The organism is Stenotrophomonas sp. 05L413 (genome assembly GCF_056397945.1).
Window position 1 is genome coordinate 24,910 of the sequence record NZ_JBFTOL010000003.1, and the last position, 25,043, is coordinate 49,952.

21 protein-coding genes are annotated in these 25,043 nt (G+C 67.5%); 5 read left to right on the forward strand and 16 right to left on the reverse strand.

The genetic code is table 11. The annotated features are described in order from the left end of the window. Position 1 precedes the first annotated feature (1 nt). The 4 genes from rpfG to AC1DIQ_RS06770 all read right to left on the reverse strand — a co-directional run bounded on the left by rpfG (position 2) and on the right by AC1DIQ_RS06770 (position 5,085). A complete protein-coding gene (rpfG, locus tag AC1DIQ_RS06755; protein WP_478049716.1) occupies positions 2 to 1,141 on the reverse strand; it encodes a cyclic di-GMP phosphodiesterase response regulator RpfG in 1,140 nt (379 codons plus the stop codon). A gap of 201 nt (positions 1,142 to 1,342) precedes the next feature. After that, on the reverse strand, positions 1,343 to 2,860 hold the full coding sequence (gene lysS, locus AC1DIQ_RS06760) for a lysine--tRNA ligase (RefSeq protein ID WP_282263110.1): 1,518 nt from the start codon (positions 2,858 to 2,860) through the stop codon (positions 1,343 to 1,345). Between the two features lie 126 nt (positions 2,861 to 2,986). Further along, positions 2,987 to 4,112 (reverse strand): peptide chain release factor 2 gene (gene prfB, locus AC1DIQ_RS06765; protein ID WP_121036696.1). Its coding sequence is split into 2 segments (ribosomal slippage): positions 2,987 to 4,036 and positions 4,038 to 4,112, totalling 1,125 coding nucleotides; the frame shifts between segments, so codons are not numbered across the junction. A 103-nt stretch (positions 4,113 to 4,215) separates the two neighbouring features. Beyond that, on the reverse strand, positions 4,216 to 5,085 hold the full coding sequence (locus AC1DIQ_RS06770; protein ID WP_121036695.1) for a LytTR family DNA-binding domain-containing protein: 870 nt from the start codon (positions 5,083 to 5,085) through the stop codon (positions 4,216 to 4,218). A 175-nt stretch (positions 5,086 to 5,260) separates the two neighbouring features. Between AC1DIQ_RS06770 and AC1DIQ_RS06775 the strand changes: the two genes are divergently transcribed. Next, positions 5,261 to 6,487 (forward strand): acyltransferase family protein, encoded by a 1,227-nt coding sequence (locus AC1DIQ_RS06775; protein ID WP_121036694.1) that lies wholly within the window; start codon positions 5,261 to 5,263, stop codon positions 6,485 to 6,487. 4 nt (positions 6,488 to 6,491) lie between these two features. Here AC1DIQ_RS06775 and AC1DIQ_RS06780 read toward each other — a convergent pair whose 3' ends face one another. After that, positions 6,492 to 9,371 (reverse strand): VIT domain-containing protein, encoded by a 2,880-nt coding sequence (locus AC1DIQ_RS06780; RefSeq protein ID WP_478049717.1) that lies wholly within the window; start codon positions 9,369 to 9,371, stop codon positions 6,492 to 6,494. A 148-nt stretch (positions 9,372 to 9,519) separates the two neighbouring features. Here AC1DIQ_RS06780 and AC1DIQ_RS06785 point away from each other — a divergent pair, with 148 nt between their 5' ends. Then, on the forward strand, positions 9,520 to 10,569 hold the full coding sequence (locus AC1DIQ_RS06785; protein WP_478049718.1) for a DUF1176 domain-containing protein: 1,050 nt from the start codon (positions 9,520 to 9,522) through the stop codon (positions 10,567 to 10,569). 28 nt (positions 10,570 to 10,597) lie between these two features. On the opposite strand, the gene AC1DIQ_RS06790 is transcribed toward AC1DIQ_RS06785, so the two are convergent. The 8 genes from AC1DIQ_RS06790 to dapB all read right to left on the reverse strand — a co-directional run bounded on the left by AC1DIQ_RS06790 (position 10,598) and on the right by dapB (position 20,463). Next, positions 10,598 to 11,287, reverse strand: a complete 690-nt coding sequence (locus tag AC1DIQ_RS06790; protein WP_478049719.1) for a hypothetical protein — start codon at positions 11,285 to 11,287, stop codon at positions 10,598 to 10,600. Then, on the reverse strand, positions 11,280 to 12,944 hold the full coding sequence (gene recJ / locus AC1DIQ_RS06795) for a single-stranded-DNA-specific exonuclease RecJ (RefSeq protein WP_478049905.1): 1,665 nt from the start codon (positions 12,942 to 12,944) through the stop codon (positions 11,280 to 11,282). Before recJ ends, AC1DIQ_RS06790 begins: the two co-directional genes overlap by 8 nt. Before the next feature lie 157 nt (positions 12,945 to 13,101). Further along, positions 13,102 to 14,022, reverse strand: coding sequence for a phosphoglycerate mutase (locus AC1DIQ_RS06800; RefSeq protein ID WP_478049720.1), 921 nt, complete (start codon positions 14,020 to 14,022; stop codon positions 13,102 to 13,104). Positions 14,023 to 14,027: 5 nt separating this feature from the next. Continuing rightward, positions 14,028 to 14,492 (reverse strand): transcription elongation factor GreA, encoded by a 465-nt coding sequence (gene greA / locus AC1DIQ_RS06805; protein WP_183073734.1) that lies wholly within the window; start codon positions 14,490 to 14,492, stop codon positions 14,028 to 14,030. 8 nt (positions 14,493 to 14,500) lie between these two features. Further along, entirely contained in the window at positions 14,501 to 17,743 is a 3,243-nt protein-coding gene (gene carB, locus AC1DIQ_RS06810) for a carbamoyl-phosphate synthase large subunit (RefSeq protein WP_152150723.1), read from the reverse strand. 54 nt (positions 17,744 to 17,797) lie between these two features. Next, on the reverse strand, positions 17,798 to 18,355 hold the full coding sequence (locus AC1DIQ_RS06815; protein ID WP_183073616.1) for a hypothetical protein: 558 nt from the start codon (positions 18,353 to 18,355) through the stop codon (positions 17,798 to 17,800). Further along, complete coding sequence (gene carA / locus AC1DIQ_RS06820; RefSeq protein ID WP_478049721.1) at positions 18,352 to 19,482, reverse strand: glutamine-hydrolyzing carbamoyl-phosphate synthase small subunit; 1,131 nt, start codon at positions 19,480 to 19,482, stop codon at positions 18,352 to 18,354. Before carA ends, AC1DIQ_RS06815 begins: the two co-directional genes overlap by 4 nt. Before the next feature lie 240 nt (positions 19,483 to 19,722). Continuing rightward, positions 19,723 to 20,463 (reverse strand): 4-hydroxy-tetrahydrodipicolinate reductase, encoded by a 741-nt coding sequence (gene dapB / locus AC1DIQ_RS06825; RefSeq protein ID WP_478049722.1) that lies wholly within the window; start codon positions 20,461 to 20,463, stop codon positions 19,723 to 19,725. 94 nt (positions 20,464 to 20,557) lie between these two features. Between dapB and AC1DIQ_RS06830 the strand changes: the two genes are divergently transcribed. After that, positions 20,558 to 21,319 (forward strand): 3-oxoacyl-ACP reductase, encoded by a 762-nt coding sequence (locus tag AC1DIQ_RS06830; RefSeq protein ID WP_121036684.1) that lies wholly within the window; start codon positions 20,558 to 20,560, stop codon positions 21,317 to 21,319. A gap of 35 nt (positions 21,320 to 21,354) precedes the next feature. On the opposite strand, the gene AC1DIQ_RS06835 is transcribed toward AC1DIQ_RS06830, so the two are convergent. Genes AC1DIQ_RS06835 through AC1DIQ_RS06845 form a run of 3 tightly spaced genes read right to left on the reverse strand, consistent with a single transcriptional unit; the run spans position 21,355 to position 23,722 of the window. After that, complete coding sequence (locus AC1DIQ_RS06835) at positions 21,355 to 21,609, reverse strand: DUF6587 family protein (protein WP_121036683.1); 255 nt, start codon at positions 21,607 to 21,609, stop codon at positions 21,355 to 21,357. Further along, positions 21,609 to 23,468, reverse strand: a complete 1,860-nt coding sequence (feoB, locus tag AC1DIQ_RS06840; protein WP_461770442.1) for a ferrous iron transporter B — start codon at positions 23,466 to 23,468, stop codon at positions 21,609 to 21,611. Before feoB ends, AC1DIQ_RS06835 begins: the two co-directional genes overlap by 1 nt. Next, positions 23,465 to 23,722, reverse strand: a complete 258-nt coding sequence (locus AC1DIQ_RS06845) for a FeoA family protein (RefSeq protein ID WP_282261350.1) — start codon at positions 23,720 to 23,722, stop codon at positions 23,465 to 23,467. The genes feoB and AC1DIQ_RS06845 overlap by 4 nt, the downstream gene beginning before the upstream one ends. A 114-nt stretch (positions 23,723 to 23,836) precedes the next feature. Between AC1DIQ_RS06845 and AC1DIQ_RS06850 the strand changes: the two genes are divergently transcribed. Together AC1DIQ_RS06850 and AC1DIQ_RS06855 are read left to right on the forward strand one after the other, a co-directional pair. Continuing rightward, complete coding sequence (locus AC1DIQ_RS06850) at positions 23,837 to 24,625, forward strand: enoyl-CoA hydratase-related protein (RefSeq protein ID WP_121036680.1); 789 nt, start codon at positions 23,837 to 23,839, stop codon at positions 24,623 to 24,625. Between the two features lie 11 nt (positions 24,626 to 24,636). Next, positions 24,637 to 25,023, forward strand: coding sequence for a VOC family protein (locus AC1DIQ_RS06855; RefSeq protein ID WP_152150715.1), 387 nt, complete (start codon positions 24,637 to 24,639; stop codon positions 25,021 to 25,023). Positions 25,024 to 25,043 lie beyond the last annotated feature (20 nt).

Consider the following 25,043-nt stretch of genomic DNA (forward strand, 5'->3'; position numbering starts at 1 on the left):
ATCACATCCCCGGGCGGGATGACGCAGTGGAGTGCTGTGCGCAGATCTCATCAAGCTGGAGGCGACCGCGCAGCAGGGCATCAACGCAGCGCGGGTCGAACAACCGGCCACGCTGGGCGTACAGATAGGCCAGCGTGGTTTCCATGGTCCATGCTTCCTTGTACGGACGGGGTGAGATCAGGGCGTCGAACACATCGGCCACCGCCACGATCCGCGCTTCCAGCGGAATGGCATCGCCGACCAGCCCATCCGGGTAGCCGCTGCCGTCGTAGCGCTCATGGTGGCGCAGCGCGATCAGCGCGCCGACCTGGATGAAACGGTTCTGGCTGCCACTCAGCAGTTCATAGCCGATCCGCGGGTGCCGGCGCATGATCGCCTGCTCCTCGTCGCTCAGCTTGCCCTGCTTGAGCAGCACGGCATCGGGAATGGCGATCTTGCCCATGTCGTGCAGGGGCGCGGCCATCTCGATCAGCTTGACCTCTTCCTCCGGCAGCCCGAGCTGCTCGGCGATCAGGCCGGCGACATGCGCCATGCGCTCCAGGTAGGCGCTGGTGCCGGCATCACGGAACTCGATCGCCCGTGCCAGCCGCGACAGCGTCTCGCGCTCGCGCTCTTCCACCTCGTGCATGCTGGCCAGCAGCCGCTGCTCCAGCGACAGCGCGCGCTGCTTGACGTTCTCCGACTGCTGGCGCAGCTGCAACAGGTTGTAGCAGCGCGCGCGCAGTTCGCGCGGGCGGATCGGCTTGACCAGGAAATCGATCACCCCTGCTTCCAGCGCGGCCTGGCGGATCGGCTCATCGCCAACCACGGTGATCAGGATCACAGGGATGTCGCGGTGCTTGGGCAGGCGGCGGAACCGGCGGGCAAACTCGAGCCCATCCATTTCCGGCATGCGGTAATCGAGCAGCAGCAGATCCACGGCATGCGACTCGCACCAGGCGAGCGCCGTCAGCGGATCGCCGAAGTCGTGCACGGACAGTTCCGGCGCGATGTCTTCGATGACATGGCGCAGCATGGTACGCGCGGACGTCTGGTCGTCAACGATGACAATATTCAAGGCTGCTTCTGCCTTCTTCCTTGACCACACTGGAACATGCTGCGGAGAGGATACTCCGCCGCTCAGCACACTGGCACCTTGCATGGGTCCGCCTCCCGTCATGAACACCCCAGTTCATGATCGTCGTCACAGTGTGATGCCAATGTAAGCACCTGCTGCGACCCGTCATGGTCCGTGGCCATCACGCCATAGCACCTTGCTAAGGCCACGCAGAAACCATACTCGCGCGGCCACGGGAGCGGAACCCCCATCCGGACGCGCCCCAAGCACGCCCGGACCCAGGTCTCAGTTTTCGGGACGCATGTACGGGAACAGCAGCACGTCACGGATCGAGCTGCTGCCGGTCAGCAGCATCACCAGCCGGTCGATGCCGATGCCCAGGCCGCCGGTCGGCGCCATGCCGTACTCCAGCGCGCGGATGTAATCGGCGTCGTAATGCATGGCTTCGTCATCACCGCCCTCCTTCGCCGTGACCTGGGCCTGGAAACGGGCCGCCTGGTCTTCCGGATCGTTCAGCTCGGAGAAGCCGTTGGCCAGCTCCTTGCCGTTGATGAACAGCTCGAAGCGGTCGGTATAGCCCGGCTGGTCATCGTTGGCACGGGCCAGCGGCGAGACTTCCACCGGGTGGTCGGTGATGAAGGTCGGCTGGATCAGGGTGTGCTCGACGGTAGCTTCGAAGATCTCCAGCAGCAGCTTGCCCCAGCCGTAGGACGGCTTGATGCGGATCTTCAGGCGCTCGCAATGGGCTACCAGCGCATCGCGGTCGGTGCAGTCGGCCGCACTGATCTCCGGGTTGTGGTGGCGCACCGCTTCGTCCATGCGCCAGCGGCGGAAGGCCGGGGCCAGATCGATCGTGGCAGCGTCCCACTCCACCGTGGTGGTGCCCAGCACCTTGCTGGCCACGTCACGGATCACGCCTTCGGTCAGGTCCATCACTTCGGTGTACGTGGCATAGGCCTCGTACAGCTCCATCATGGTGAATTCCGGGTTGTGGCGGGTGCTGACGCCTTCATTGCGGAAGTTGCGGTTGATCTCGTACACGCGCTCCAGCCCACCCACGACCAGGCGCTTGAGGTACAGCTCCGGGGCCACGCGCAGGTACAGGTCCAGGTCCAGCGCGTTGTGGTGGGTGGTGAACGGCTTGGCCGTGGCGCCGCCGGGGATGTAATGCATCATCGGCGTTTCGACTTCCAGGAAGTCGCGGTTGTCCAGCCAGGCGCGCATGGCGCGGATGATGCGTGAGCGCTTGATGAACACCTCGCGCGACTCCGGGGTCACGATCAGATCGACGTAGCGCTGTCGGTAGCGCTGCTCCACGTCGGCCAGGCCGTGCCACTTGTCCGGCAGCGGGCGCAGCGACTTGGTCAGCAGGCGGATGCTGGTGGCCTTGACCGACAGCTCACCGGTCTTGGTGCGGGTCAGCCCACCCTCGACGGCGATGATGTCGCCCACGTCCCAGCCCTTGAAGGCGGTGTAGGCGTCACCCAGGGTGCTGCCCTGCAGGAACAGCTGGATGCGGCCGGACTCGTCCTGGATCTGGGCGAAGCTGGCCTTGCCCATCACGCGCTTGGCCATCAGGCGGCCGGCCATCTTGACCTGGCGGTCACTGGCTTCCAGCGCTTCGGCGGTCCACTGCTCGGCATCGGCGAACTCGGCCTGCAGGGTCCCGGCGAAGTGCTCGCGGCGGAAATCGTTCGGGTAGGCGATGCCCTGCCCGCGCAGGGCGGTCAGTTTCGCGCGGCGCTCGGCGATGAGGCTGTTCTCGTCGACGGGGGGCTGCGGCGCGGCGGTCTGATCGTTCATGGCGTGGGTCTATGTATGTCGGGGGGAGGGACGGTCCCCGCCATCATGCCGATGGTCGGGGCGGATTGCGAAACCGGGCGTGGCCCGGGCACAACGGATCGGGGCCGCGCGTGGCGGCCCCGACGGTCAGGCGTCGGTGCGTTTGGCACCCACGGCCAGGCCGGACTTCAGGCTCGCTTCGACGAATTCGTCGAGGTCGCCATCCAGCACCTTCTGCGTATCGGAGCGTTCGATGCCGGTGCGCAGGTCCTTGATACGGCTCTGGTCGAGCACGTAGTTGCGGATCTGGCTGCCCCAGCCGATGTCGGACTTGGTGGCTTCCACGGCATCGCGCTCGGCGTTGCGCTTCTGGATTTCCAGCTCGTACAGCTTGGCGGCCAGCATCTTCATCGCGTTGTCGCGGTTCTGGTGCTGGCTGCGGCCGGTCTGGCAGGCCACGACCGTGTTGGTCGGGATGTGCGTGATACGCACCGCCGACTCGGTCTTGTTGACGTGCTGACCACCCGCGCCGGAGGAGCGGTACACATCGGTACGCAGGTCGGCCGGGTTGATGTCGATTTCGATGTTGTCATCGACTTCCGGCGACACGAACACCGAGGTGAAGCTGGTGTGGCGGCGGTTGTCCGAATCGAACGGCGACTTGCGCACCAGCCGGTGCACGCCGGTTTCGGTCTTCAGCCAGCCATAGGCGTAATCGCCTTCCACGCGCAGCGTGGCCGACTTGATGCCTGCGACGTCGCCGCCGGAGACTTCCATCAGCTCGGTCTTCCAGCCGCGCGATTCGCACCAGCGCAGGTACATGCGCAGCAGGATTTCGGCCCAGTCCTGGGCTTCGGTACCGCCGGCGCCGGCCTGAATGTCGACGAAGGCCGCCGCGGTATCCATCTGCCCGGAGAACATACGCTGGAACTCCAGCTGTTCGACGTGCTTCTGGTACTTGTCCAGGTCGCTGACCACGGCCAGGGCGGTTTCTTCGTCCTGTTCGCTTTCGGCCAGTTCCAGCAGTTCACCCGATTCGGCCAGGCCGTCGAGGATCGTGGCGATGCCGCCGACGGTCTTCTCCAGATTGGCGCGTTCGCGGCCAAGGTTCTGGGCGTACTCGGCGTTGTTCCAGATATCCGGGTTTTCCAGTTCCCGGGTTACTTCTTCCAGACGCTCTTTCTTGGCGTCGTAGTCAAAGATACCCCCTGAGCGAGAGCACGCGATCGGTGAGATCGGTGATGCGCTGGCGGACAGGATTGAGCTCGATCATGTCGGCGATTAATGCGTGCGAAAAGACTGTCCATCATAGCGTATCCGGGGCTTGCCCGGCCAAGCCTGCGGGGTGCCGCCCCCCCCCCCCGTACGCATTGATCTCACGCCGCCCCCTGCACGGCCAGCGCCTGCCGGAACGAGGGCAGCTGCCGGCGGCTGCACGGCACCCGGCCGCCATCGTCCATGTGCAGCAGGGCCTCGCCCCCGTCCAGCGGCTCGATCGAGACCAGGTGCCGCACATTCACCAGCCAGCTGCGGTGGGCACGCACGAACAGCGCCGGATCCAATCGTTCTTCCAGCGCCGCCATGGTGCTGCGCAGCGGGTAGTCGTGCCCGCGCACCCGCAGGTTGACGTAGTTGCCGGCCGCCTGGGCGTACTCGATATCACCGGTGGCGACCAGGAAGTCGCGGCCCAGCTTGCGCACCAGAAACCGCTCCGGGCGCTCCACGGCGTCCACCGGGGGCGCATCATCCGGCGCCACCAGCAGGTGGGCCTCGCCCTGCCGGCGCCGCCCGAACCAGCTGAAGAAGTGCTCGATCGCCACGAAGGTGAAGAAGGCACGGACATCCTTGAGGTACTCGTACATCAAGCGTACCGGCCAGGTGGCATCGTCCTGGTAGTGGTAGCCGAGCGCGGCATAAGCGAGATGGCGCAGCCCCATCATCCCGGTGACATGCACCAGCGACCACGCCACGCTGGCCAGCAGGTACAGCGGCAGCCGTCGTTTCCAGGTATCGGCGTGCAGCGGCCAACGCTGGCAGCCCCACCACAGGACCGGCAGCGTCAGCAGGATCATCGTGACGCTGCTCAGCTCCCAGATCATCGGCTGCCACAGGCCCAGGTCTTCGCCACGGCGGCCCGCATCCATCACTTCCACCAGCGCATTGGCCACCGCCGTGGTCAACAGGATGACCGACCACACCAGCATCCGCGCACGCGGCCGCCACCGCGCGGCACGTCCGTTCGCCATTGAATCGTCCATTCGCAAAGGGTCGTCAGCCTGACTCATCAGGCCATGGTAGTGCGCCCCACCCGTCCCTTGGCGACCGCCATTCGTCACTTGCCCCCGGCGGCAGGCCCCTCCGCCATGGCGGACCGCGCGGCGACTGCGCACCGTGCAGTCTCCTTTCCTGCCTGCCCCGTCCATGCCACGCCGCCACGACATCGACGCCCTGCGCGTGCTCGCCTTCGCCCTGCTCATCCTCTATCACACCGCCATGGCCTACGTGGATGGCTGGGGCTTCCATCTCAAGAGCGAGTACACCGCCGAGTGGCTGCAGTGGCCGATGCTGCTGGTGAACCGCTGGCGGATGCCGTTGCTGTTCCTGCTCTCCGGTATCGCCATCGCCCTGATGCGGCCCGAGGCGCGCATCGCGCGCTTTGCCGTGCTGCGCACGTGGCGGTTGCTGCTGCCGCTGCTGTTCGGAATGTTCGTCGTGGTGCCGATCCAGCCCTACGCCGAGGCACTGACCAACGGACAGATCGAGCCCGGCTTCGGCGCCTTCCTGCTGCGCTACTGGCAGATGCCGGCCTGGCCGCAGGACACGTTTGCCGGCTGGCAACTGCGCATCACCTGGAACCACCTGTGGTACCTGGCCTACCTATGGGTCTACACACTGGTGCTGGCGCTGCTGATGCCGGTACTGGATACCCCTGCGGTGCGCCGCGCGGTGGAGCGCTATGCCCGGGCGCCGGCGCCGATGCTGATCGGATTGCCCTCGCTGCTCTCCTTCGGCTGGGTGGCCTGGCTCGATCCCCTGTTTCCCTCCACCAACCTGCTGTTCGGCGATTGGTACCAGCACGCCAAGTACGGCACGGTGTTCCTGGCCGGCTATCTGCTTGCCCGCGCCACCCCGTTCTGGGCACGCGTGGTCGAGCTGCGCCGGCTCACCCTGGGGGTGGCGGTCTTTGCGGCGTGCTGGTACTTCGGCATCCGCATCCTGGGGCGGGTGTTGCCGGCCGATTCCCTGTTGCGGCAGTGGCCGGACAGCATCTGGACGGTGCAGGTGATGGCCAGCCAGTCGCTGTACCTGTGGGCCGTGCTGCTGACCGTGCTCGGCTGGGCCAAGGTGTACCTGGATCGCCCATTCCGCTGGCTGCCGTACTGCACCGAGGCGGTGTATCCCTGGTACATCCTGCACCAGAGCCTGATCATCGCGCTCCTGTTCTGGCTCAAGCCGCTGCATCTTGGGCTGTGGTGGGAGCCGCTGCTGGTCGTGGCCGGGACGGTGGCGGGCTGCCTGCTGCTGCACGAAGGGCTGATCCGTCGCGTCGATTGGTTGCGCCCTCTTTTCGGACTGCGCCGGCAGCGGTTGCAGGGGCAGAGTCCCACCGCCGTTGGAGCAGCAGCGGGATCGCCGCGGGCCGGCTAGGCGGCTACTTCACCTCGAACTCCCCGACCAGCACCGTCTCCGCCCGGTCCTTCAACCGCAGCGTGACCTGCTGGTCGCGCTGGTCGCGGCTGCCCCACTTGGTGCTCAGGCGCAGCATCAACGTGGTGGCGCCGGTGACCAGCTGCTCGCGGCTGCCGAAGTAGTTCGCTTCGATCCTGTAAGTGCCGGGCTTGGCATCACGCAACGAAAACTGCTCCGGGCCATAGCCGCCGGTGAAGTCCTGCGACATCTGCCCGCCCTGGTAGGTCAGCCGGTTGCCGTAGTACGCGCGCTCGCCGTTGGGATCGGTGACCCACAGGTCCATGTCGCTGTTATCGCTGTCCCAGCTCAGCACCACGCGCAGGTCCAACGGCATCGCACGGCGCAGACGCGGGTCGACCGCGGAAGCATCCACACGCTCGCGCGCGATCAGCCGGGTCAGTTCGTCCAGCGCGATCAGCGAGATACCGTCGAACCGCCCATCCCACGGGCGCACCACCACTTCATACAGCGATGCCACCGCCGCCTGGTACTGCCCGGCCGCTTCGAGCGCCAGGCCGAGGTCACGGAAACTCTGCGGCTCCTCCTCGCCCATCGCCAGCACCTGGCGGAACACCGGCACGGCCAGTGCCGGCGCCTTGGCCTGCATCAGGCGATAACCGAGCACGCGCAGCACGTGGCGGTTTTCCAGCTGCATCTCAGCCAGGTTGGAGAGCACGCGCAGGGCCAGGTCACGCTGTCCGCTGGCCAGCAGCAGATCGGCCACGTCCAGATAGAAGGCGCTGCTGCCAGCGTGCTGTTCGCGCTCCTGCAGATACAGCGGATACAGCTGCGCCGGCGTGGCATCGCGCAGGCGGCGTGCATAGGCCGAATCCGGTGCCCACGGCGCCAGCGTCAGGGTGATCTGGCCGCTGTTGGCCTTGGGTGCAGATTTAGCGCGGCGCTCGGTGGTTGCCTCTTCCTGATCGGCAACCGCCGACGCGGTCAGCTCGACACGGTCCAGCGCCATCGGCGCCGCAGGTGCCGGCGGTGGCGCGGCCATCGCCATGGCGACTGGCGCGGCGACGGATCGGGATTCCGGCTTGGGTCGCGGCGGCGCATCCTTGGGCCAGCGGGTATTCCACCACTGTTCGCGCTCGGCGAACTGGCGGGCGATGCCATCCAGGCGGCGCTTCCGCTCGCTTGCCACATCCGCCACCGTCAACGCATGGCGCTGGTCGTAGGCGGCGCGCAGCGGTGCCGGCGGCCGGATGCCGTAACGCAGGTAGTCGTCCAACGTTTCAAGAACCAGCAGCGACGTATCGGCCGTCACCATCCCGAACTGCTGCGACAACGCCTTGGACGCCTGCGCCCCGGCCGGGTCCGCCGCCAGTGCTGCCAACCGGGCATTCGCCCATGCGTGGGCGACCAGGCCGCCTTCCACCCCCCGTGCGTTCGCTACGCTGAGGGTGATCGGCTGCGGATCGCTGCCGCCACCGCGAAGAGACAGCAGCACCGTCGCATCGGGACGCAGCACGCGGCCGGTGACACGGATCCACCCCTGCGTGGCGCTGGCGGCATCCACGTTCACGTCCTCCACGCCACGTGCCACAACATCGGCCACGTCGACCGGCTGCTGGAGCAGCAGCGACATCACGCCCGGCACCTCTGCCTCACTGCTCACCTGCAGCAGCTGCCCGTGATGGGCGCCGGTCCAGGCGCGCAGGCGCGGGGTGTCGGTCTTCGCACCGGCGCTGCTCAGCGCATACAGGCGTTGATCGGGCGACAGGGTGGGCAAGGTCTGGCTGCCGTAGTTGGCCAGGCCATCGCTGACCAGCAGGTACTCGCCGATGGCGGGGTTCGGCGTCCAGTCACCCAGCGCACTGGCGCCATCGTTGGGCAGTGCCCGCAGGTACTCGCGCAGTGCTGACCAGTCGCCCTGGGTCACCGGGAACTGCTGCGGCGTTTCGCTGCGGTCACGCAGCACGGTCAGCTGGACCTGACCGGTGCCGAGGGCGTTGAAGTAGCGATCCAGCACCGCCAGTTCGGCCGCGCGGTCGCGTGACCCTGCCGAGCCCGACGCGTCCCAGAGCAGGCCGATGCGCCGAGGCAGAACGCGCGGCGCGGTGGACGTGCGAACCGGCACGCTGGCCAGCAGATAGCGCTGCCCCTCATGCAGCCCGGTGACCACGTCAGCGCTGCGGGCGAGCGGAAGGCTCCACTGCAGTTGTGCGGGCAGATCCGCACCGCGCCCTTGCCACTGCGCCACATAGGCGCCGGTCTTCAACGTGAACCCGAGCGGATTGACGCCCACGGCGACCGGCTGGCCCGTCCCGTTGGCCTCCAGCCGGACCTTCACCTGCTCCGCCTGCCGTGCGAAGAACACGGGCAATGACCACTGCAGGCCCTGCGGGACGGTCGGCAGGCTGTCGCGCAGCACCAGACGGACGCGACGCTCACCACGCGCCGGGATGGGATAGAGCCGCAGCCGGAACTGATTGCCGGCGGTCTGTTCCAGCAGCCCCGGATCAACCTGGCGGCGCTCGATCGCCTCGAACACCTGGCGGCCCTGCGCCTTGGGGACCGGCACCGCGTCGCGCAGCTCACCGTCGATATCCAGTGCGAACCCGGCCACCTGTTGGCCCGCGGCCAGCGGGAACGCCAGCTGCCCTTCCAGCACCCGCGCGTTGGGATTGTGGAAGGTCAACTCGATCGTGGTCTCACCCAGCCCCGCCATGACGCGGCTGTCGATACGGGCCTCGGTCAGCCGCACCGGCACCTCGGCGCCGGCGACCTGCAGGATCGGCGGGCGTGGCGGCGGGAAACGCCGCGCCTGTGCGTGGGCGCTGGGCAGCTGCCAGCACAGCAGCGCGAGCAGACCGATACTGCGCAGTGCGAGTCCCATGTGACGCTCCTGATCCGATGACACCTCATTGAACGCACGGCGCACGAGAACGGGGTTGAGCGGCGGCAATCGCCTGTTCCGGTCATGGACGCCTCATCCGTGCTGGGCCAAGATCGCCCTCCACGGATTGATGGACCAAGGATGCCGCATGCGCCTGTTGTTGACCGCCCCGCTGTTGATGGGGCTCACCCTGCCCGGTCACGCCGCCGCCCCCATCGAGGGCGTGACGTTCACCCACCACGACTGGACGCTGGCCTGCGACAACACCCGTACCTGCCGCGCCGCCGGTTATCAGGCCGACGACAATGGCGGCGACCCGGTCTCGATCCTGCTCACCCGCGCGGGCGGGCCGGACCAGCCGGTGCAGGCTGAACTGATGCTCGGCCAATACGACGACAACACCGCCACCCGGCGGCTCAGCCTGCAGATCAACGGCACCTCGCTGGGCCCGATGCAGTTTGATGCCGCCGAGGGCACCGCCACCTTTTCTGCGAAGCAGCTCGCTGCCCTGCTTACCTCGCTGACACGCAACAGCCGCATCGAGCTGATCGGCGACGATGGCGCGCGCTGGACGGTCTCTGATCAGGGCGCCTCGGCCGTGTTGTTGAAGATGGATGCGTTCCAGGGCCGCCTGGGCACGCCGGGCGCCCTGATGCGCAAAGGCACCCTCGCCGAATCCTCGGTGCCGCCGGCACTGCCGGTGCCGGTCGTGCGGCTGGGCAAGCCGGTGGCGACCCGCCCGGCGGACACCGCGCTGGCCGCATCGCCGGCGCTGCGTGCCGCCCTCGCAGCGGTGACGTCAGCCGACGATTGCGAAGCGCTGGGACCCAGCGGCAGCCTGTCACCCGGCGAGGAACCCGAAGCGCTGACGGTGCAGCGGCTCAGCGCCGACAAGCTGCTGGTGTCACTGAGCTGCTGGCGCGCCGCGTACAACACCGGTGATGGTTACTGGGTGGTCAACGACCGCGCGCCGTACCAGCCGCGGCTGGTCACCACGGCAGCCGTGGGTGATGACGTACGCACCATCCAGGAGGCGCACAAGGGCCGCGGGCTGGGCGATTGCTGGTACTCCACCACCTGGGGCTGGACCGGCACGCAGTTCGTCAGGACCGCCGACAGCAGCACCGGCTTGTGCCGCCTGGTCGCCGCCGGCGGCGCCTGGGAAATGCCTACGCTGGTGATCAAGGTCCAGGAGTAAGCCATTACGCTGGCACGCGCGGCGATGCTCAGCCGTCGTCGTCTTCCCAGCCGTCGAACGGGAACAGTGCGGGAAGGATCGTTTCCATGATCGCCATGCTCTGCATGACGGCGTGGTCGGCCGAGTACGGGCGCGAGAATACGGCGTGGTGTGCGTCCACCGGCCGGTCCGGTGCGCTGGAGAGGTGTTCGACGTAAGCCGCAAGCAGACGCTGCGCGGCCTGTTGGCGATCCGTTCCCTCCTGCGCAGCGCGCAGCGCTGCATGCACGGGACGCAGCGCTTCGGGATCCGGCAGCGCGCAGGTATACGCCAGCGCGCCGGTCTGATCGTCCGCATCCCGGTAATCGTCCGGGTCGTCTGATGGCTGGTAGTCCGTGGCCACGCAGCGGGTCCGGCTGAGTCGCGCCATCACCGCGGCAACCGCGTCGTCGACCGTGACCGGGCCGCTGGCTGTGCCATCTCCACTCTCGACCCGGGCGGCCAGTTCCTGCCGCAGCAGCCACGCCACGCTTTGCCGCGAGCCGTCCAGGTCCGGGAATTCGAAGCCCTCGCGTGCGGAGAGTTCGGTGCGGGCGATCTCGTCACCCTGAAGCGCGATGCGGCTCTGCAGATCGAAACGTTCGGTGGGCGATGGGAGCATGTGGGCGTCTGCGGAAAGGGATAGCGAGGACAGCAGCAGGCTGGCCGACAACAACAGGCTTCGGCGCAGGTCAGGCATCCGCGCAGTGCTCGATGATCAGCTGGATCGCGCCGCCTCCCCGATAGTCATCACTGACCAGCCGATAGGCGATATGGACGTGGTTGGCCGGCGCATTGCCGGTCCAGCCGCTGAAGTGGATGGCGCTGACCGGCTCGGCCCGGCCCGGCACGCGCAGGCTCAGTTTCAGGTGTTTCTCTTTGAGGACCTGCCAGCGCGCTACCTGGAAGTGACCATCGAACAGCGGCTCGGGGAAGCCCTGCCCCCACGGCCCGGCCAGGCGCAGCGCCTCGGCGTGGGCGAAATCCAGTTCCTGCGGCAACAGCTCGCCATCGGTCAGCAGCAGCTGCTGCAGCGACAGCGGATCCAGCGTGCGCTCCACCACGTCCACGAAGGCCTGCTCGAACGCGGCCAACTGCGCATGCGGCAGGCTCAGGCCGGCAGCCATGGCGTGGCCACCGAACTTGTCGATCAGGCCCGGGTGCGCCGCGTTAACCAAGGCCAGCGCGTCACGGATATGGAAGCCGGGAATCGAGCGCGCCGAGCCCCGCAGCGAATCGCCGCCGGGCTCTGAAGGTGCGAACGCGATCACCGGCCGGTGCAGCCGATCCTTCATCTTGGACGCCACCAGCCCGACCACACCGGGGTGCCATTCGGCATCGAACAGGCAGGCCGCAACCGGGCGCACGCCCTCGGCGCTGAGCACTGCACGGGACACTGCCAGCTCCGCGTCGTCGGTCATCAGCTGTTGGACCGCACGGCGCTCGGTGTTGATCGACTCCAGCGTCGTGGCGATCTCACGCGCGTGGGCGCGGTCTTCAGTGAGCAGCAGCTCGATGCCCAGTGCCATGTCTTCCAGCCGGCCAGCGGCGTTCAACCGTGGGCCGAGCGCGAAACCAATGTCACTGCCAGTGAGCCGCGAGGCGTCACGACCACTGGCCTCGATCAGCGCCTGCAGGCCGACGCAGCCCTTGCCGCTGCGCAGCCGGCGCAGGCCGGCCGAGACCAGGGCGCGGTTGTTGTCATCCAGCGCGACCAGATCGGCAACGGTGCCCACTGCGACCAGATCCAGCAGGGTCAGCAGGTCCGGCTCAGGTGCCGTGGCGTACGCGCCCTGCTCGCGCAGGTGGCGGCGCAGCGCCATCAACACGTAGAAGATGACCCCGACGCCGGCCAGTGCCTTGCTGGGGAACGCATCGCCGCTGATGTTGGGGTCGACGATGGCATCGGCCGGCGGCAGGTGCTCGCCCGGCAGATGGTGATCGGTGACCAGTACTTTCCAGCCCAGTGCCTTGGCCGCGTTGACGCCGGCATGGCAGGCGATGCCATGGTCGACCGTGACCAGCAGGCCCGGATTGAGCGGGGCCAGTTCGGCCACCAGCGATGGCGACAGCCCATAGCCATGCAGCATGCGGTTGGGCACCGCGTGCACCACATCGCGCGCGCCGAGCATGCGCAGGCCGCGCACCCCGACCGCACAGGCGGTGGCGCCATCGCAGTCGAAATCGCCGACGATCAGGATGCGTTCGTTGTGGGCGATCGCATCGGCCAGCAGCGTTACCGCGGCCTGCATGCTGCCCAGCAGATCCGGCGCATGCAGCTGGGCCAGCTTCGGCTGGGCCTGCGCGGCATCGGTCACCCCGCGCGCGGCGTACAAGCGCTGCAGCAACGGCAACATGGAGGACGGCCACTCGCTGACGGCGGCGGCAGGACGGCGCTGGATACGGGGTGCTTCAGACGGGGTCAAAACGGGCTCGATCGATGACATGCGCGAGCATGATACCGCCCCGCTACCGGCAGAGCCGACCGCTGGCCGGCTGTCCTTGGGCATGCACTCAGAGATCGTGCAACTGCACCGGCTTCTTCCAGAACCGCCAGCGCTGGCTCTTGTCGATCTCCACGCGGGCCCCGTCCTCGAAATCCAGCACCAGCCGTTTCAATTCCCCGCGGGCGATCGCCGCCAGCAACGGGCGGATCGCCTCATTGGCCAGCTGCTCCAGTGAGCGCAGCTGGCGCAGGTCCACCAGCGCATCCACGGTCTGCTCGCCATCGGCCTGCAGGCCCGCCGCCCTGGCCAGCGCCTGCAGCAGCGCATCGCGGCTGCGGACCTGGGCATGCGCGGTGGTCACGCGCTCAGGCAGCTCACCGCCACCCCAGAACCACAGCGAATTGATCGCGCGCTTGCCGTCGGCCACGCGCTGCTGGTTCCATTCATGCTGGTGCAACACCACCTGTGCCTCGGTCAACAAGGCGCGCCAGCGGCGGCCTGCATCGCCTTCGGGCAGATGGGCGAACAGATCATCGCCGAGCACTTCATCAGGCTCGGCGAATGCGGGCAGCGTGGTGCCCGGCGGCAGCCGCAGGTACCAGCGTGACGGCACCGGGGCATCCAGCACGAAGCCGAACCCGGCAAACAACGGCTGCAACGCCGGCAGCAGGTGCATGACATCGGCCAGATCCGGCCGCAGGGTATCCCCGTGCCCCATCAGGCGTGCGCCATGCATGTCCGGCACCACATTGGCCGGATCGGCCCGCAACCACACCGCCCCATCGGCATCGCCGACATCCAGCTGGCGGGTCAGGGCGGCGGCGGACCACGCGTCCGGCTGCGTCTGGAAATGCCGACGCAGCTGGGCGCGTTCGCCCGCCTCGGCGCTGTGGCGCTGCGCACGCCCCAGCGCTTTGGCGACGTCATCGGGCAACGGCGCCGCCGGAAACCGGCTTCGCGCCGGCAGCAACAACGTCGCCGTGGCCATCGCCGTCAGTCCAGGTACTGGACGCTGACGATTTCGTACTCGCGCTGGCCGGCCGGTGCGTCGATGGTGACCGCATCGCCTTCCAGCTTGCCGATCAAGGCACGGGCCAGCGGCGAGGAGATCGCGATCAGGCCCAGCTTGATGTCCGCTTCCAGGTCGCCCACGATCTGGTAGCGCTTCTCTTCATCATTCTCCACGTCCGACAGCTCGACCGTGGCGCCGAACACCACCTTGCTGCCGGCGTTGAGCTTGGTGATGTCGATGATCTCGGCATGCGAAAGCTCACCTTCCAGCTGCTTGATGCGGCCTTCGATGAAGCCCTGCTCTTCGCGCGCGGCGTGGTACTCGGCGTTCTCTTTCAGATCGCCGTGTTCGCGTGCCTCGGCGATCGCCGCGATGACCTTCGGGCGCTTGACCGACTTCAGGTGGTCAAGCTCTTCGCGCAGACGCTGCGCGCCCTTCAGGGTGATCGGTGCTCTCATGCGTTCAACTCCTTGTGCAGTTCCTGCAGCGACCAGACGGGGCCGGTACCGCGGAATTCCAGTGATTGCACCAGCGCCATGGCGCCGGCGATGGTGGTCGAATAGGTCACGCGATGCTGCAGCGCTTCGCGACGGATCGAGAACGAGTCATTGATCGCCGCACGACCTTCGGTCGTGTTGACGATGTAAACGATCTCGCCGTTCTTGATCGAATCCACGATGTGCGGACGGCCTTCGACCACCTTGTTGACGATTTCGCAGGTCATGCCGTGCTCCTGCAGCCACGCGCCGGTGCCACGGGTCGCGACCAGGGTGTAGCCGCGCTCGACCAGTGCCTTGGCGACCGGCAGCACGCGCTTCTTGTCCGGATCACGGACCGAAACGAACGCCTTGCCCAGCGGCGGCGCCTTGATGCCACCGGCTTCCTGCGCACGCGCGAAGGCGGCGCTGAAGCTGCGGCCCACGCCCATCACCTCACCGGTGGAGCGCATCTCCGGCCCGAGGATCGGATCGACGCCCTGGAACTTGGCGAACGGGAAGATCGCTTCCTTGACCGAGTAGTAGCCCGGCACGATTTCCTTGGTCGCGCCCTGCTCGGCCAGCGTCTTGCCGGCCATGCAGCGCGCGGCGATCTTGGCCAGCGGCATGCCGGTGGCCTTGGAGACGAACGGCACGGTGCGCGAGGCACGCGGGTTCACTTCCAGCAGGTAGACGATGTCTTCGCCGTTCTCGCCGGTCTGGATCGCGAACTGGGTGTTCATCAGGCCGACCACGTTCAGGGCCTTGGCCAGCTCGACCACCTGGCGACGCAGCTCGGCCTGGGTTTCAGCCGACAGCGAGTACGGCGGCAGCGAGCAGGACGAGTCGCCCGAATGCACGCCTGCTTCTTCGATGTGCTCCATCACGCCGCCGATCAGCACGTTGCCGTCCTTGTCGGCAATGATGTCCACGTCCACTTCAACGGCGTTGTCCAGGAAGCGGTCCAGCAGCACCGGCGAATCGTTGGAGACCTTCACCGCGTCGCGGACGTAGCGGGCCAGATCGGATTCACCGTAGACGATTTCCATCGCACGGCCGCCCAGCACGTAGCTCGGGCGCACCACCAGCGGGTAGCCGATCTCACGGGCCAGCAGCAGGGCTTCCTGGTCGTTGCGGGCGATGCGGTTCGGCGGCTGCTTCAGGCCGAGCTTGTCGACCAGCTGCTGGAAGCGCTCGCGGTCTTCGGCCAGATCGATGGAGTCCGGCGAGGTGCCGATCACCGGCACGCCGTTGGCTTCCAGCGCGCGCGCCAGCTTCAGCGGGGTCTGGCCACCGTACTGCACGATCACGCCCTTCGGCTGTTCCAGCTCGACGATCTCCAGCACGTCTTCCAGCGTCAGCGGCTCGAAGTACAGGCGGTCGGAGGTGTCGTAATCGGTGGAGACGGTTTCCGGGTTGCAGTTGACCATGATGGTTTCATACCCATCCTCGCGCAGCGCCAGTGCCGCATGCACGCAGCAGTAGTCGAACTCGATGCCCTGGCCGATACGGTTCGGACCGCCACCCAGGATCATGATCTTGTCGCGGTTGCTCGGCGCCGCTTCGCACTCGTCCTCGTAGGTCGAGTACAGGTACGCGGTGCTGGTGGCGAACTCGGCGGCGCAGGAATCCACGCGCTTGTATACCGGGCGGACCTTGTGGGCACGACGCAGCGCGCGCACGGCCGCTTCGTTGGTGCCGGTCAGTTCGGCCAGGCGGGCATCGGAGAAACCGGCGCGCTTGAGCTTGCGCAGACGTGCAGCATCGAGTGCGTCGATGCCGTCGGCGGCCACCTCGGCTTCGGCCTGGATGATCTCTTCGATCTGGTCCAGGAACCACGGGTCGATGTGCGACAGCGCGAAGACCTCTTCCACGCTGAAACCGGCGCGGAACGCATCCCCCACGAAGAACAGGCGCTCCGGGCCCGGGGCCTTGAGCTCGCGCTTGATGGTGGTGATGTCGTCTTCGTTGGACAGGTCCAGACCGGTCGGGTCCAGGCCGATCTTGCCGGTTTCCAGGCCACGCAGGGCCTTCTGCAGCGACTCCTGGAAGGTGCGGCCCATCGCCATCACCTCGCCCACCGACTTCATCTGGGTGGTCAGGCGCGCATCGGCGGCCGGGAACTTCTCGAAGGCGAAGCGCGGAATCTTGGTGACGACGTAATCGATCGACGGTTCGAACGAGGCCGGGGTCAGACCACCGGTGATTTCGTTCTTCAATTCGTCCAGGGTGTAACCCACGGCCAGCTTGGCCGCGACCTTGGCGATCGGGAAGCCGGTGGCCTTGGAGGCCAGCGCCGAGGAACGCGATACGCGCGGGTTCATTTCGATCACGACCACGCGGCCGGTGGTCGGGCTGATGCCGAACTGCACGTTCGAACCGCCGGTATCCACGCCGATCTTGCGCAGCACGGCGATGGAGGCATCGCGCAGGCGCTGGTATTCTTTGTCGGTCAGGGTCTGCGCCGGAGCCACGGTGATCGAGTCACCGGTGTGCACGCCCATCGGGTCCAGGTTCTCGATCGAGCAGACGATGATGCAGTTGTCGGCGGTGTCGCGCACCACCTCCATCTCGAATTCCTTCCAGCCCAGCACCGATTCTTCCACCAGCACTTCGGTGGTCGGCGACAGTTCCAGGCCGCGGGTCACGATATCCACCAGCTCTTCGCGGTTGTAGGCGATGCCGCCGCCGCTGCCGCCCAAGGTGAAGCTGGGGCGGATGATGGTCGGGTAGCCGACGCGGGTCTGGATGTCGATCGCTTCTTCCAGCGTGTGCGCCACCGCAGCGGACGGGCACTCCAGGCCGATCTCGCCCATGGCCACGCGGAACAGCTCGCGGTCTTCGGCCATGCGGATCGCGTCGCGCTTGGCGCCGATCAGTTCAACGTTGTACTTCTCCAGCACGCCGTTGTCGGCCAGATCCAGTGCGCAGTTCAGCGCGGTCTGGCCACCCATGGTCGGCAGCAGCGCATCGGGCTTTTCCTTGGCGATGATCTTCTCGACCGTCTGCCAGTTGATCGGCTCGATGTAGACGGCGTCGGCCATCTCCGGGTCGGTCATGATGGTGGCCGGATTGCTGTTGACCAGCACCACGCGGTACCCCTCGTCGCGCAGTGCCTTGCAGGCCTGCGCGCCAGAGTAGTCGAACTCACAGGCCTGGCCGATGACGATCGGGCCGGCACCGATGATGAGGATGGTTTTAAGGTCAGTGCGCTTGGGCATTGTCTTCTCTAAGTCTGGACAGCGAGGCAATTGGGGGTGATCGCACGCTGTCGATCAGGAAATATCGTCGGGGTTCAGCGCGATCCGGCACTGGTCCTGCAGTCCTTTCGCCAGCTGCACGCCGATGTCGTCGGGCAGCTCCGATTCGGTGTCGAACGTGGCGATGAAGCGGGTGTAGGCCGGGCTGGCCAGGAATGCGGTCACCTCGGCGCGGTCCTTCTCGCTCAGGTTCACGTTGGCCTTTTCCGCCATCGTCGCGGGATTGGCACCGGCGAAGGCCGAGGACAGGCTCTTGCCGCCGGGTGTCCCCAGGAAGCGCGACCACTCGGCGATCACCTGGTCGCCGTCGTTGCCGAGGCCGGTGATCACCGAATGACGAAACTGCGCATCGAGCAGATTCTGGATCGGCGCATGCGCGCACTGGCGATCGGTCTCGGGCAGGGCCTTGAGCGCCGGCACGTTGTCGATCATCAGCTTGGCCATGTCGGTGCCCAGCGTGCCCATGCTCAACTTCTGCATGACCGCCTGCACCTGCGTATCGGACGCCGGTGCGGCCTGGGCCACACCGGTCAGGCACACCAGCGACAGCAGCAGCGCGGGGCTGCGCATCACGCCTTGGCCTCGGCCATCATCGTCACGAACCGGTCGAACAGCGGACCGACATCGTGCGGGCCCGGCGAGGCTTCCGGGTGGCCCTGGAACGAGAACGCCGGCACGTCGGTGCGGGCGATGCCCTGGTTGGTGCCGTCGAACAACGAGCGGTGGGTCACGCGCAGGGTCGCCGGCAGCGAGGCTTCATCCACCGCGAAGCCATGGTTCTGCGACGTGATCATCACGCGGCCGCCGTCCAGGTCCTGGACCGGGTGGTTGGCGCCGTGGTGGCCGTGGCCCATCTTGACCGTCTTCGCGCCGGAGGCCAGCGCCAGCAGCTGGTGGCCCAGGCAGATGCCGAAGGTCGGCACCTTCTTCTCCAGGAAGGTCTTGATCGCGGCGATCGCGTAATCGCACGGCTCTGGATCGCCCGGGCCGTTGGACAGGAACACGCCGTCCGGATTCATCGCCAGCACGTCGGCAGCCGGGGTCTGCGCCGGCACCACGGTCAGCTCGCAGCCGCGCTCGGCCAGCATGCGCAGGATGTTGAGCTTGGCGCCGAAGTCATAGGCCACCACCTTGAAACGCGGTGCGGCGTTGACGAAGGCATTGCTGTCCAGATCCAGCTGGCCCTCGGTCCAGGTGTAACGCTTGTCGGTGCTGACCACCTTGGCCAGATCCATGCCCTTCAGGCCCGGGAACTTGCGCGCCGCTTCCAGCGCCGTTTCCACGCACAGGCCTTCGCCGGCCATCAGCGCACCGTTCTGGGCGCCGCGCTCGCGCAGGATGCGCGTCAGCTTGCGGGTATCGATGCCGGAGATGGCGACCACGCCGCGCTGGATCAGCCAATCCTGCAGCGACACCTGGCTGCGCCAGTTGCTCGGGCGGCGCGGGACATCGCGCACGATCAGGCCGGCCGACCACACCTTGGCCGCTTCATCGTCCTGGTCGGTCATGCCGGTGTTGCCGATATGCGGGTAGGTCAGCGTGACCATCTGCCGGGCGTAGGAAGGATCGGTCAACACTTCCTGATAGCCGGTCATGGCGGTGTTGAACACCACCTCACCAACGGACAGGCCGGGCGCGCCTACGGATTCGCCCTCGAATACGGTGCCGTCTTCGAGGACGAGGATTGCGGCTTGGGTCACGGAAATCTCACTTTGGCTACCGAGGGGTCGCCGAAGTCACGCCTGCGCTTCACGAAAAAGCGGCTGCAAAAAAGCGCGGACTGCGGTTCTGGACCGGTCCGGCTGTCGTGATTCGGCGAGCGGGAATTGTAAAGGCAAGCCGGGTGCGGCGCCAGTATCCGCGTGCAATTGCCCTATTCAGGCCGACGGAGGGCGCAGCGCCGGTTCAGGCGCCCGCCCATCCTGCCCCGAGGCCCCAATTCAGACGGCGGGCGGCGGCGTGGCCCCATCCAGCAGATCCCGGACCCGGTAGCTGCCCGGCGCGCGACCCGGCAGCTGGCTGGCCGCGAACAGGGCCCCACGGGCAAAAATGTCCCGATTGGTGGCACGGTGGGTCAGCTCGATGCGCTCGCCCAGCCCGGTGAACTGGACCAGATGCTCACCCACGATGTCGCCGGCGCGCAGGCTGGCGTAGTGCGGATGCGCCCCGCCCTTCTCCGCCGCCGCGCCCAGGGTCAGGGCCGTGCCGGAGGGCGCGTCCTTCTTCTGGGTGTGGTGGGATTCGACGATGTCGCAGTCCCAGCCGGCCAGTGCAGCGGCAGCCCGCTCGACCAGCTCATCCAGCACCGCCACACCGAGGCTGAAGTTGGAGGCCCAGACCAGTGGAATCCGGCCGGCCCCCTGGATCAGTGCCTGGCGCTGCGCCTCACTGATGCCGGTGGTGCCGGACACGAAGCCCGCACCGCGCTCCACGCACAGCGCCAGCACCGGATCGAAACCCTCGGGCAGGCTGAAATCGATGGCGACATCGAACGGGGGGGCACCAGCCAGCTCGCTGCTGGCGAAATGCGGCACGCCCTCGACCACGCGCTGGGCCGGCGAGCGGCGGTTCACCGCGGCCACCACCTGCAGGGCGGAATTGTCGGCGGCAAGGCGGAGCAGTGCCTGGCCCATGCGGCCGGACGCACCGTGGATGAGCAAACGTAGGGGAGTGGTAGTCATGCATGCAGGCTAGCGGGTGCCGGCGGCGCTGCACAAGAGGAAATCCGCGCACCGCTTGCTACGCTAGCGGGTGGATCCCCATGGCAGCCCCTCCATGCAGCTTTCGCAGCAGCTCGTTCTCGTCACCGGCGGTGCCCGCGGGCTCGGCCAGCATCTGGTCCGCGCCTTCGTCCGCGAGGGCGCACAGGTCGTCATCAACTACCACGCCAGCGCAGAAGCCGCGCAGAAGCTGGCGGCCGAGCTGGGCAGCGCCTGCGTGGCGATCCAGGCCGACGTGACCGACCGCGCCCAGGTCGATGCCCTGTTCGCACAGGCGCGCCAGCACTTCGGCCGTGACATCACCACGGTGGTCAACAACGCACTGGCGGCGTTCTCGTTCAACGGCGATGCGCGCGACAAGGCCGACGTGATCGGCTGGGACGCCTTCAACCAGCAGTTCGAAGGCAGCGTGCGCGGCGCACTCAACACGGTGCAGGCCGCCCTGCCCGGCATGCGCGCGCAGCGCTTCGGCCGCGTGATCAACATCGGCACCAACCTGTTCCAGAACCCGGTGGTGCCGTACCACGACTACACCGCGGCCAAGGCCGCCCTGCTCTCGCTGACCCGCACGCTGGCGGGCGATCTCGGCCCGGACGGCATCACCGTCAACATGCTCTCCGGTGGTCTGCTGCGCACCACGGATGCCAGTGCGGCCACGCCGGAGGCGGTGTTCGACTACATCGCGGCCAACACCCCGTTGCGCAGCGTCACCACCCCGGCCGAGTTCGCCGATGCGGTGCTGTTCTTCGCTTCGCCATGGTCACGCGCGGTGACCGGGCAGAACCTGGTGGTGGATGGGGGGCTGGTGCGCGATTGAGCAATCACGCAGGGCGTGCTCTACCGCCGAGCGCCTCAGTGCCGCTTCGGCGGCGTCGGCCCGCAGCTGTCACAACCACCGCACGCACCACCGCCACCGGTCGCCGGTGGTGCGATCTTCCGGCCCAGCGCCTGCAACCAGGCGGCGCGCTGCGGTTTCACCAACCCCAGCGCGATCGCCCCGCGTGCCTTGCGCACGGTGCCCGGGAACTGCTTCTTCATCACCACCCACGCGCTGACCAGCACGGCCAGCGCGATCACGACGTACTGCAGCAGCAGACCGGTCTCCATCAGCCGCCGCCCAGGGCAACGGTCACCTGGTAGGTGATCAGCGAGGCGATGTAGGCGGCCGCGAACAGGTAGAACGTGGCAAAGCCCATCTGCTTCCACGAGTTGGTTTCACGCTTGATCGTGGCCAGCGTGGAGATGCACATCGGGGCGTAGATGTACCAGACCAGCAACGACAGCGCGGTGGCCAGCGACCAGCCGTCGCTGATCAGCGGGGTCAGCGCCTGGCTGGCGGCATCGTCATCGGCGGCGGACAGCGCGTACACCGTGGCCAGCGAGGCCACCGCCACTTCACGCGCGGCCAGGCCCGGGATCAGTGCGATGCAGATCTGCCAGTTGAAGCCCAGCGGCGCGAAGAACACCGCCATGGCATGGCCGATCTGGCCGGCGAAGCTGTAGTCGATCGCCGGCATGGTCGCGTTTTCCGGCGCCCCCGGGAACGACAGCAGTACCCACAGCAGGATGGTCAGCGCCAGGATGATGCCGCCCACGCGCTTGAGGAAGATCATGCCGCGCTCGTACAGCCCCACCGCCAGATCGCGCGGGTGCGGGATGCGGTAGGACGGCAGTTCCAGCATCAACGGATGCTCACTCTTGTCGCGGCGCCACTTCTTCATTGTCCAGGACATCAGCAGCGCGCTGAGAATGCCGGCCGCGTACAGGCCGAACAGCACCAGGCCCTGCTGGTTGAAGACGCCCCAGATCTGCTTCTGCGGGATGAAGGCGCCGATCAGCAGCGCATACACCGGCAGGCGCGCCGAACAGGTCATCAGCGGGGCCACCAGGATCGTGGCGAGCCGGTCGCGCGGGTCCTGGATGCTGCGGGTGGACATGATGCCCGGCACTGCGCAGGCGAAGCTGGACAGCAACGGGATGAACGAGCGCCCGGACAGACCGGCCGCCGCCATCATGCGATCCAGCAGGAACGCCGCGCGCGGCAGGTAACCGGATTCTTCCAACGCCAGGATGAAGGCGAACAGGATCAGGATCTGCGGCAGGAACACGATCACGCCACCCACGCCGGCAATGATGCCGTCGGTCAGCAGGCTGTTGAGCGGGCCTTCCGGCAGCGCGCCACCGATCCAGCCGCCCAGTGCCGCCGTACCGGCCTCGATCAGGTCCATGACCGGCGTCGCCCAGGCATACACCGCCTGGAAGATCAGGAACATCACCACGGCCAGGGTCAGCAGACCGAACACCGGGTGCAGCAGCCAGCGATCCAGCGCGTCATCGATCTTCGCCGTACGTGTCGGCATGCTCACCGAAGCGGCCAGGATGTCGCGCACCTGGGCGTGGTAATCGGCCTCGGCGGCAGGCACCGCCACCGGGGCCTGCAGGTGCGGCACCATCGCATCCAGGCGCTCGACCAGCTTGGCCGCGCCGTTGCGACGCACCGCCACGGTCTCCACCACGGGCACACCCAGGGCCTGTTCCAGCGCCTGCACATCGATCTTGATGCCGCGGCGCTCGGCCGCATCGACCATGTTCAGGGCCACGATCATCGGCTTGCCCAACTCACGCAGCTCCAGCGCGAAGCGCAGGTGCAGGCGCAGGTTGGTCGCATCGATCACACACAGCAGCACGTCCGGCGCGGCCTCGCCGGGGTAGAAGCCCCGGCACAGGTCACGGGTGATCGCTTCGTCCAGGCTGGCCGGCTGCAGGCTGTAGGCGCCCGGCAGATCCAGCACGGCGAACTCGCGGCCGGACGGCGCACGCAGGCGGCCTTCCTTGCGTTCAACGGTGACGCCGGTGTAGTTGGCCACTTTCTGGCGGCTGCCGGTGAGCTGGTTGAACAGCGCGGTCTTGCCGCTGTTCGGGTTGCCGACCAGGGCGATGCGCAGGGCGTTGCTGGCGGCGCTCATGCGCGGGCCTCCTGGGCCTGCAACGCGGTTACCACGATGCGGGCGGCCTCACTGCGGCGAAGCGCGAAACGCGTGAACCCCACCTGCACCAGCAGCGGCTCGGCGCCGACGGGACCACGGGCGACCAGACGCACCTCTTCCCCTTTGACGAAGCCAAGCTCCTTCAGTCGGCGGGCGATCGCATCGTTTGCGTGTGTTTCCTGCACGGACTCCACCACGGCGGAGCTGTACAGCGCCAGATCGGACAACGTCACGGAGCGCCTTCTCGATGATAGGAATGGTTATCAATTCTACCATCGACGCGCCGCGCCATTGCCCGTGACCGATGGCCCGCTATGATCTGTACATGTACTGGAGCAAGCCGACCCATGAGTGATGCACTACGGATTGAACGCAGCGCCTCGGTGCTGACCCTGTGGCTGAACCGCCCGGCCCTGCACAACGCTTTCGACGCCTCGTTGATCGCCCAGCTGACGGCCGCCCTGGAGGCCGCCGGCCGCGACGACCACGTCCGGGCGGTGGTGCTGGCCGGCGAAGGCGCCTCGTTCTCGGCGGGCGCGGACATGCAGTGGATGCGTGGCATGGCCGCCGCCAGCGAGGAGGACAACCGCCAGGACTCGCTCGCCCTGGCCCGCCTGATGCGGACCCTGGATGAGCTGCCCAAGCCGACCATCGCCCGTGTCCAGGGCGCCGCCTTCGGTGGCGGGGTCGGACTGGTGGCCTGCTGCGATATCGCCATCGCCAGCACCAGCGCCCGCTTCGGCCTGACCGAGAGCCGCCTGGGCCTGCTGCCCGCCGTGATCTCGCCCTATGTCATCGACGCGATCGGCCCACGCCAGTCGCGGCGCTGGTTCGCCACCGGCGAGCATTTCGACGCCGAGACCGCCCTGCGCATCGGCCTGGTCCACCAGCTGATCGAGCCTGAACGGATCGACGAGGCCGTCCAGCGCCAGCTCGGGCTGCTCGACAAGGCCGGTCCGGTGGCCTCTTCCTCTGCCAAGGAGCTGGTCCGGCGGGTCGCGCTGGGCCGCGACCGCGACGCCACCGACCGCGACAACGCGGCCCTGATCGCCCGCCTGCGGGTCTCGGCCGAAGGCCAGGAGGGCCTCGGCGCCTTCCTGGACAAGCGCGCCCCGCACTGGGTCACCCAGGACTGAGGAGAAGCACCATGCTCGACCACGTTGGCATCCGCTGCGGCGATTTCGCGCGCAGCCTGTCGTTCTTCCAGCAGGCCCTGGCCCCGCTGGGCATCGCGGTGGTGATGCACGTCTCGGCCGCGCAGACCGGCGACCATGACCATGCCGGCTTCGGCCGCAGCGGCAAGCCGGACTTCTGGATCGGCAACGCCCCGGGCGCCCATGGCGGCGTGCACATCGCTTTCAGCGCGGGCAGCCGGGCCGACGTGGACGCTTTCCACCGCGCCGCACTGGCAGCCGGCGGCACGGACAACGGTGCCCCGGGCATCCGCGAGCATTACCACCCCGATTATTACGGGGCGTTCGTGCTCGACCCGGATGGCAACAACATCGAAGCGGTCTGCCACCACCCGGGCTGACCGCCCATCGCCGGCGGGAT

What these genes read in the sequence shown, in the direction of transcription:
- AC1DIQ_RS06785 (WP_478049718.1), top strand. Translation starts at nt 9,520, where the DNA reads ATGCGCCTGTTGTTGACCGCCCCGCTGTTGATGGGGCTCACCCTGCCC.
- AC1DIQ_RS06850 (WP_121036680.1), top strand. Translation starts at nt 23,837, where the DNA reads ATGAGTGATGCACTACGGATTGAACGCAGCGCCTCGGTGCTGACCCTG.
- carB (WP_152150723.1), bottom strand. Translation starts at nt 17,743, where the DNA reads ATGCCCAAGCGCACTGACCTTAAAACCATCCTCATCATCGGTGCCGGC.
- AC1DIQ_RS06855 (WP_152150715.1), top strand. Translation starts at nt 24,637, where the DNA reads ATGCTCGACCACGTTGGCATCCGCTGCGGCGATTTCGCGCGCAGCCTG.
- recJ (WP_478049905.1), bottom strand. Translation starts at nt 12,944, where the DNA reads ATGTTGCCGTTGCTGCAGCGCTTGTACGCCGCGCGCGGGGTGACCGAT.
- AC1DIQ_RS06770 (WP_121036695.1), bottom strand. Translation starts at nt 5,085, where the DNA reads ATGGCGAACGGACGTGCCGCGCGGTGGCGGCCGCGTGCGCGGATGCTG.
- AC1DIQ_RS06775 (WP_121036694.1), top strand. Translation starts at nt 5,261, where the DNA reads ATGCCACGCCGCCACGACATCGACGCCCTGCGCGTGCTCGCCTTCGCC.
- rpfG (WP_478049716.1), bottom strand. Translation starts at nt 1,141, where the DNA reads ATGCAAGGTGCCAGTGTGCTGAGCGGCGGAGTATCCTCTCCGCAGCAT.
- AC1DIQ_RS06780 (WP_478049717.1), bottom strand. Translation starts at nt 9,371, where the DNA reads ATGGGACTCGCACTGCGCAGTATCGGTCTGCTCGCGCTGCTGTGCTGG.
- AC1DIQ_RS06830 (WP_121036684.1), top strand. Translation starts at nt 20,558, where the DNA reads ATGCAGCTTTCGCAGCAGCTCGTTCTCGTCACCGGCGGTGCCCGCGGG.
- AC1DIQ_RS06790 (WP_478049719.1), bottom strand. Translation starts at nt 11,287, where the DNA reads ATGCCTGACCTGCGCCGAAGCCTGTTGTTGTCGGCCAGCCTGCTGCTG.
- dapB (WP_478049722.1), bottom strand. Translation starts at nt 20,463, where the DNA reads ATGACTACCACTCCCCTACGTTTGCTCATCCACGGTGCGTCCGGCCGC.
- feoB (WP_461770442.1), bottom strand. Translation starts at nt 23,468, where the DNA reads ATGAGCGCCGCCAGCAACGCCCTGCGCATCGCCCTGGTCGGCAACCCG.
- AC1DIQ_RS06835 (WP_121036683.1), bottom strand. Translation starts at nt 21,609, where the DNA reads ATGGAGACCGGTCTGCTGCTGCAGTACGTCGTGATCGCGCTGGCCGTG.
- AC1DIQ_RS06800 (WP_478049720.1), bottom strand. Translation starts at nt 14,022, where the DNA reads ATGGCCACGGCGACGTTGTTGCTGCCGGCGCGAAGCCGGTTTCCGGCG.
- lysS (WP_282263110.1), bottom strand. Translation starts at nt 2,860, where the DNA reads ATGAACGATCAGACCGCCGCGCCGCAGCCCCCCGTCGACGAGAACAGC.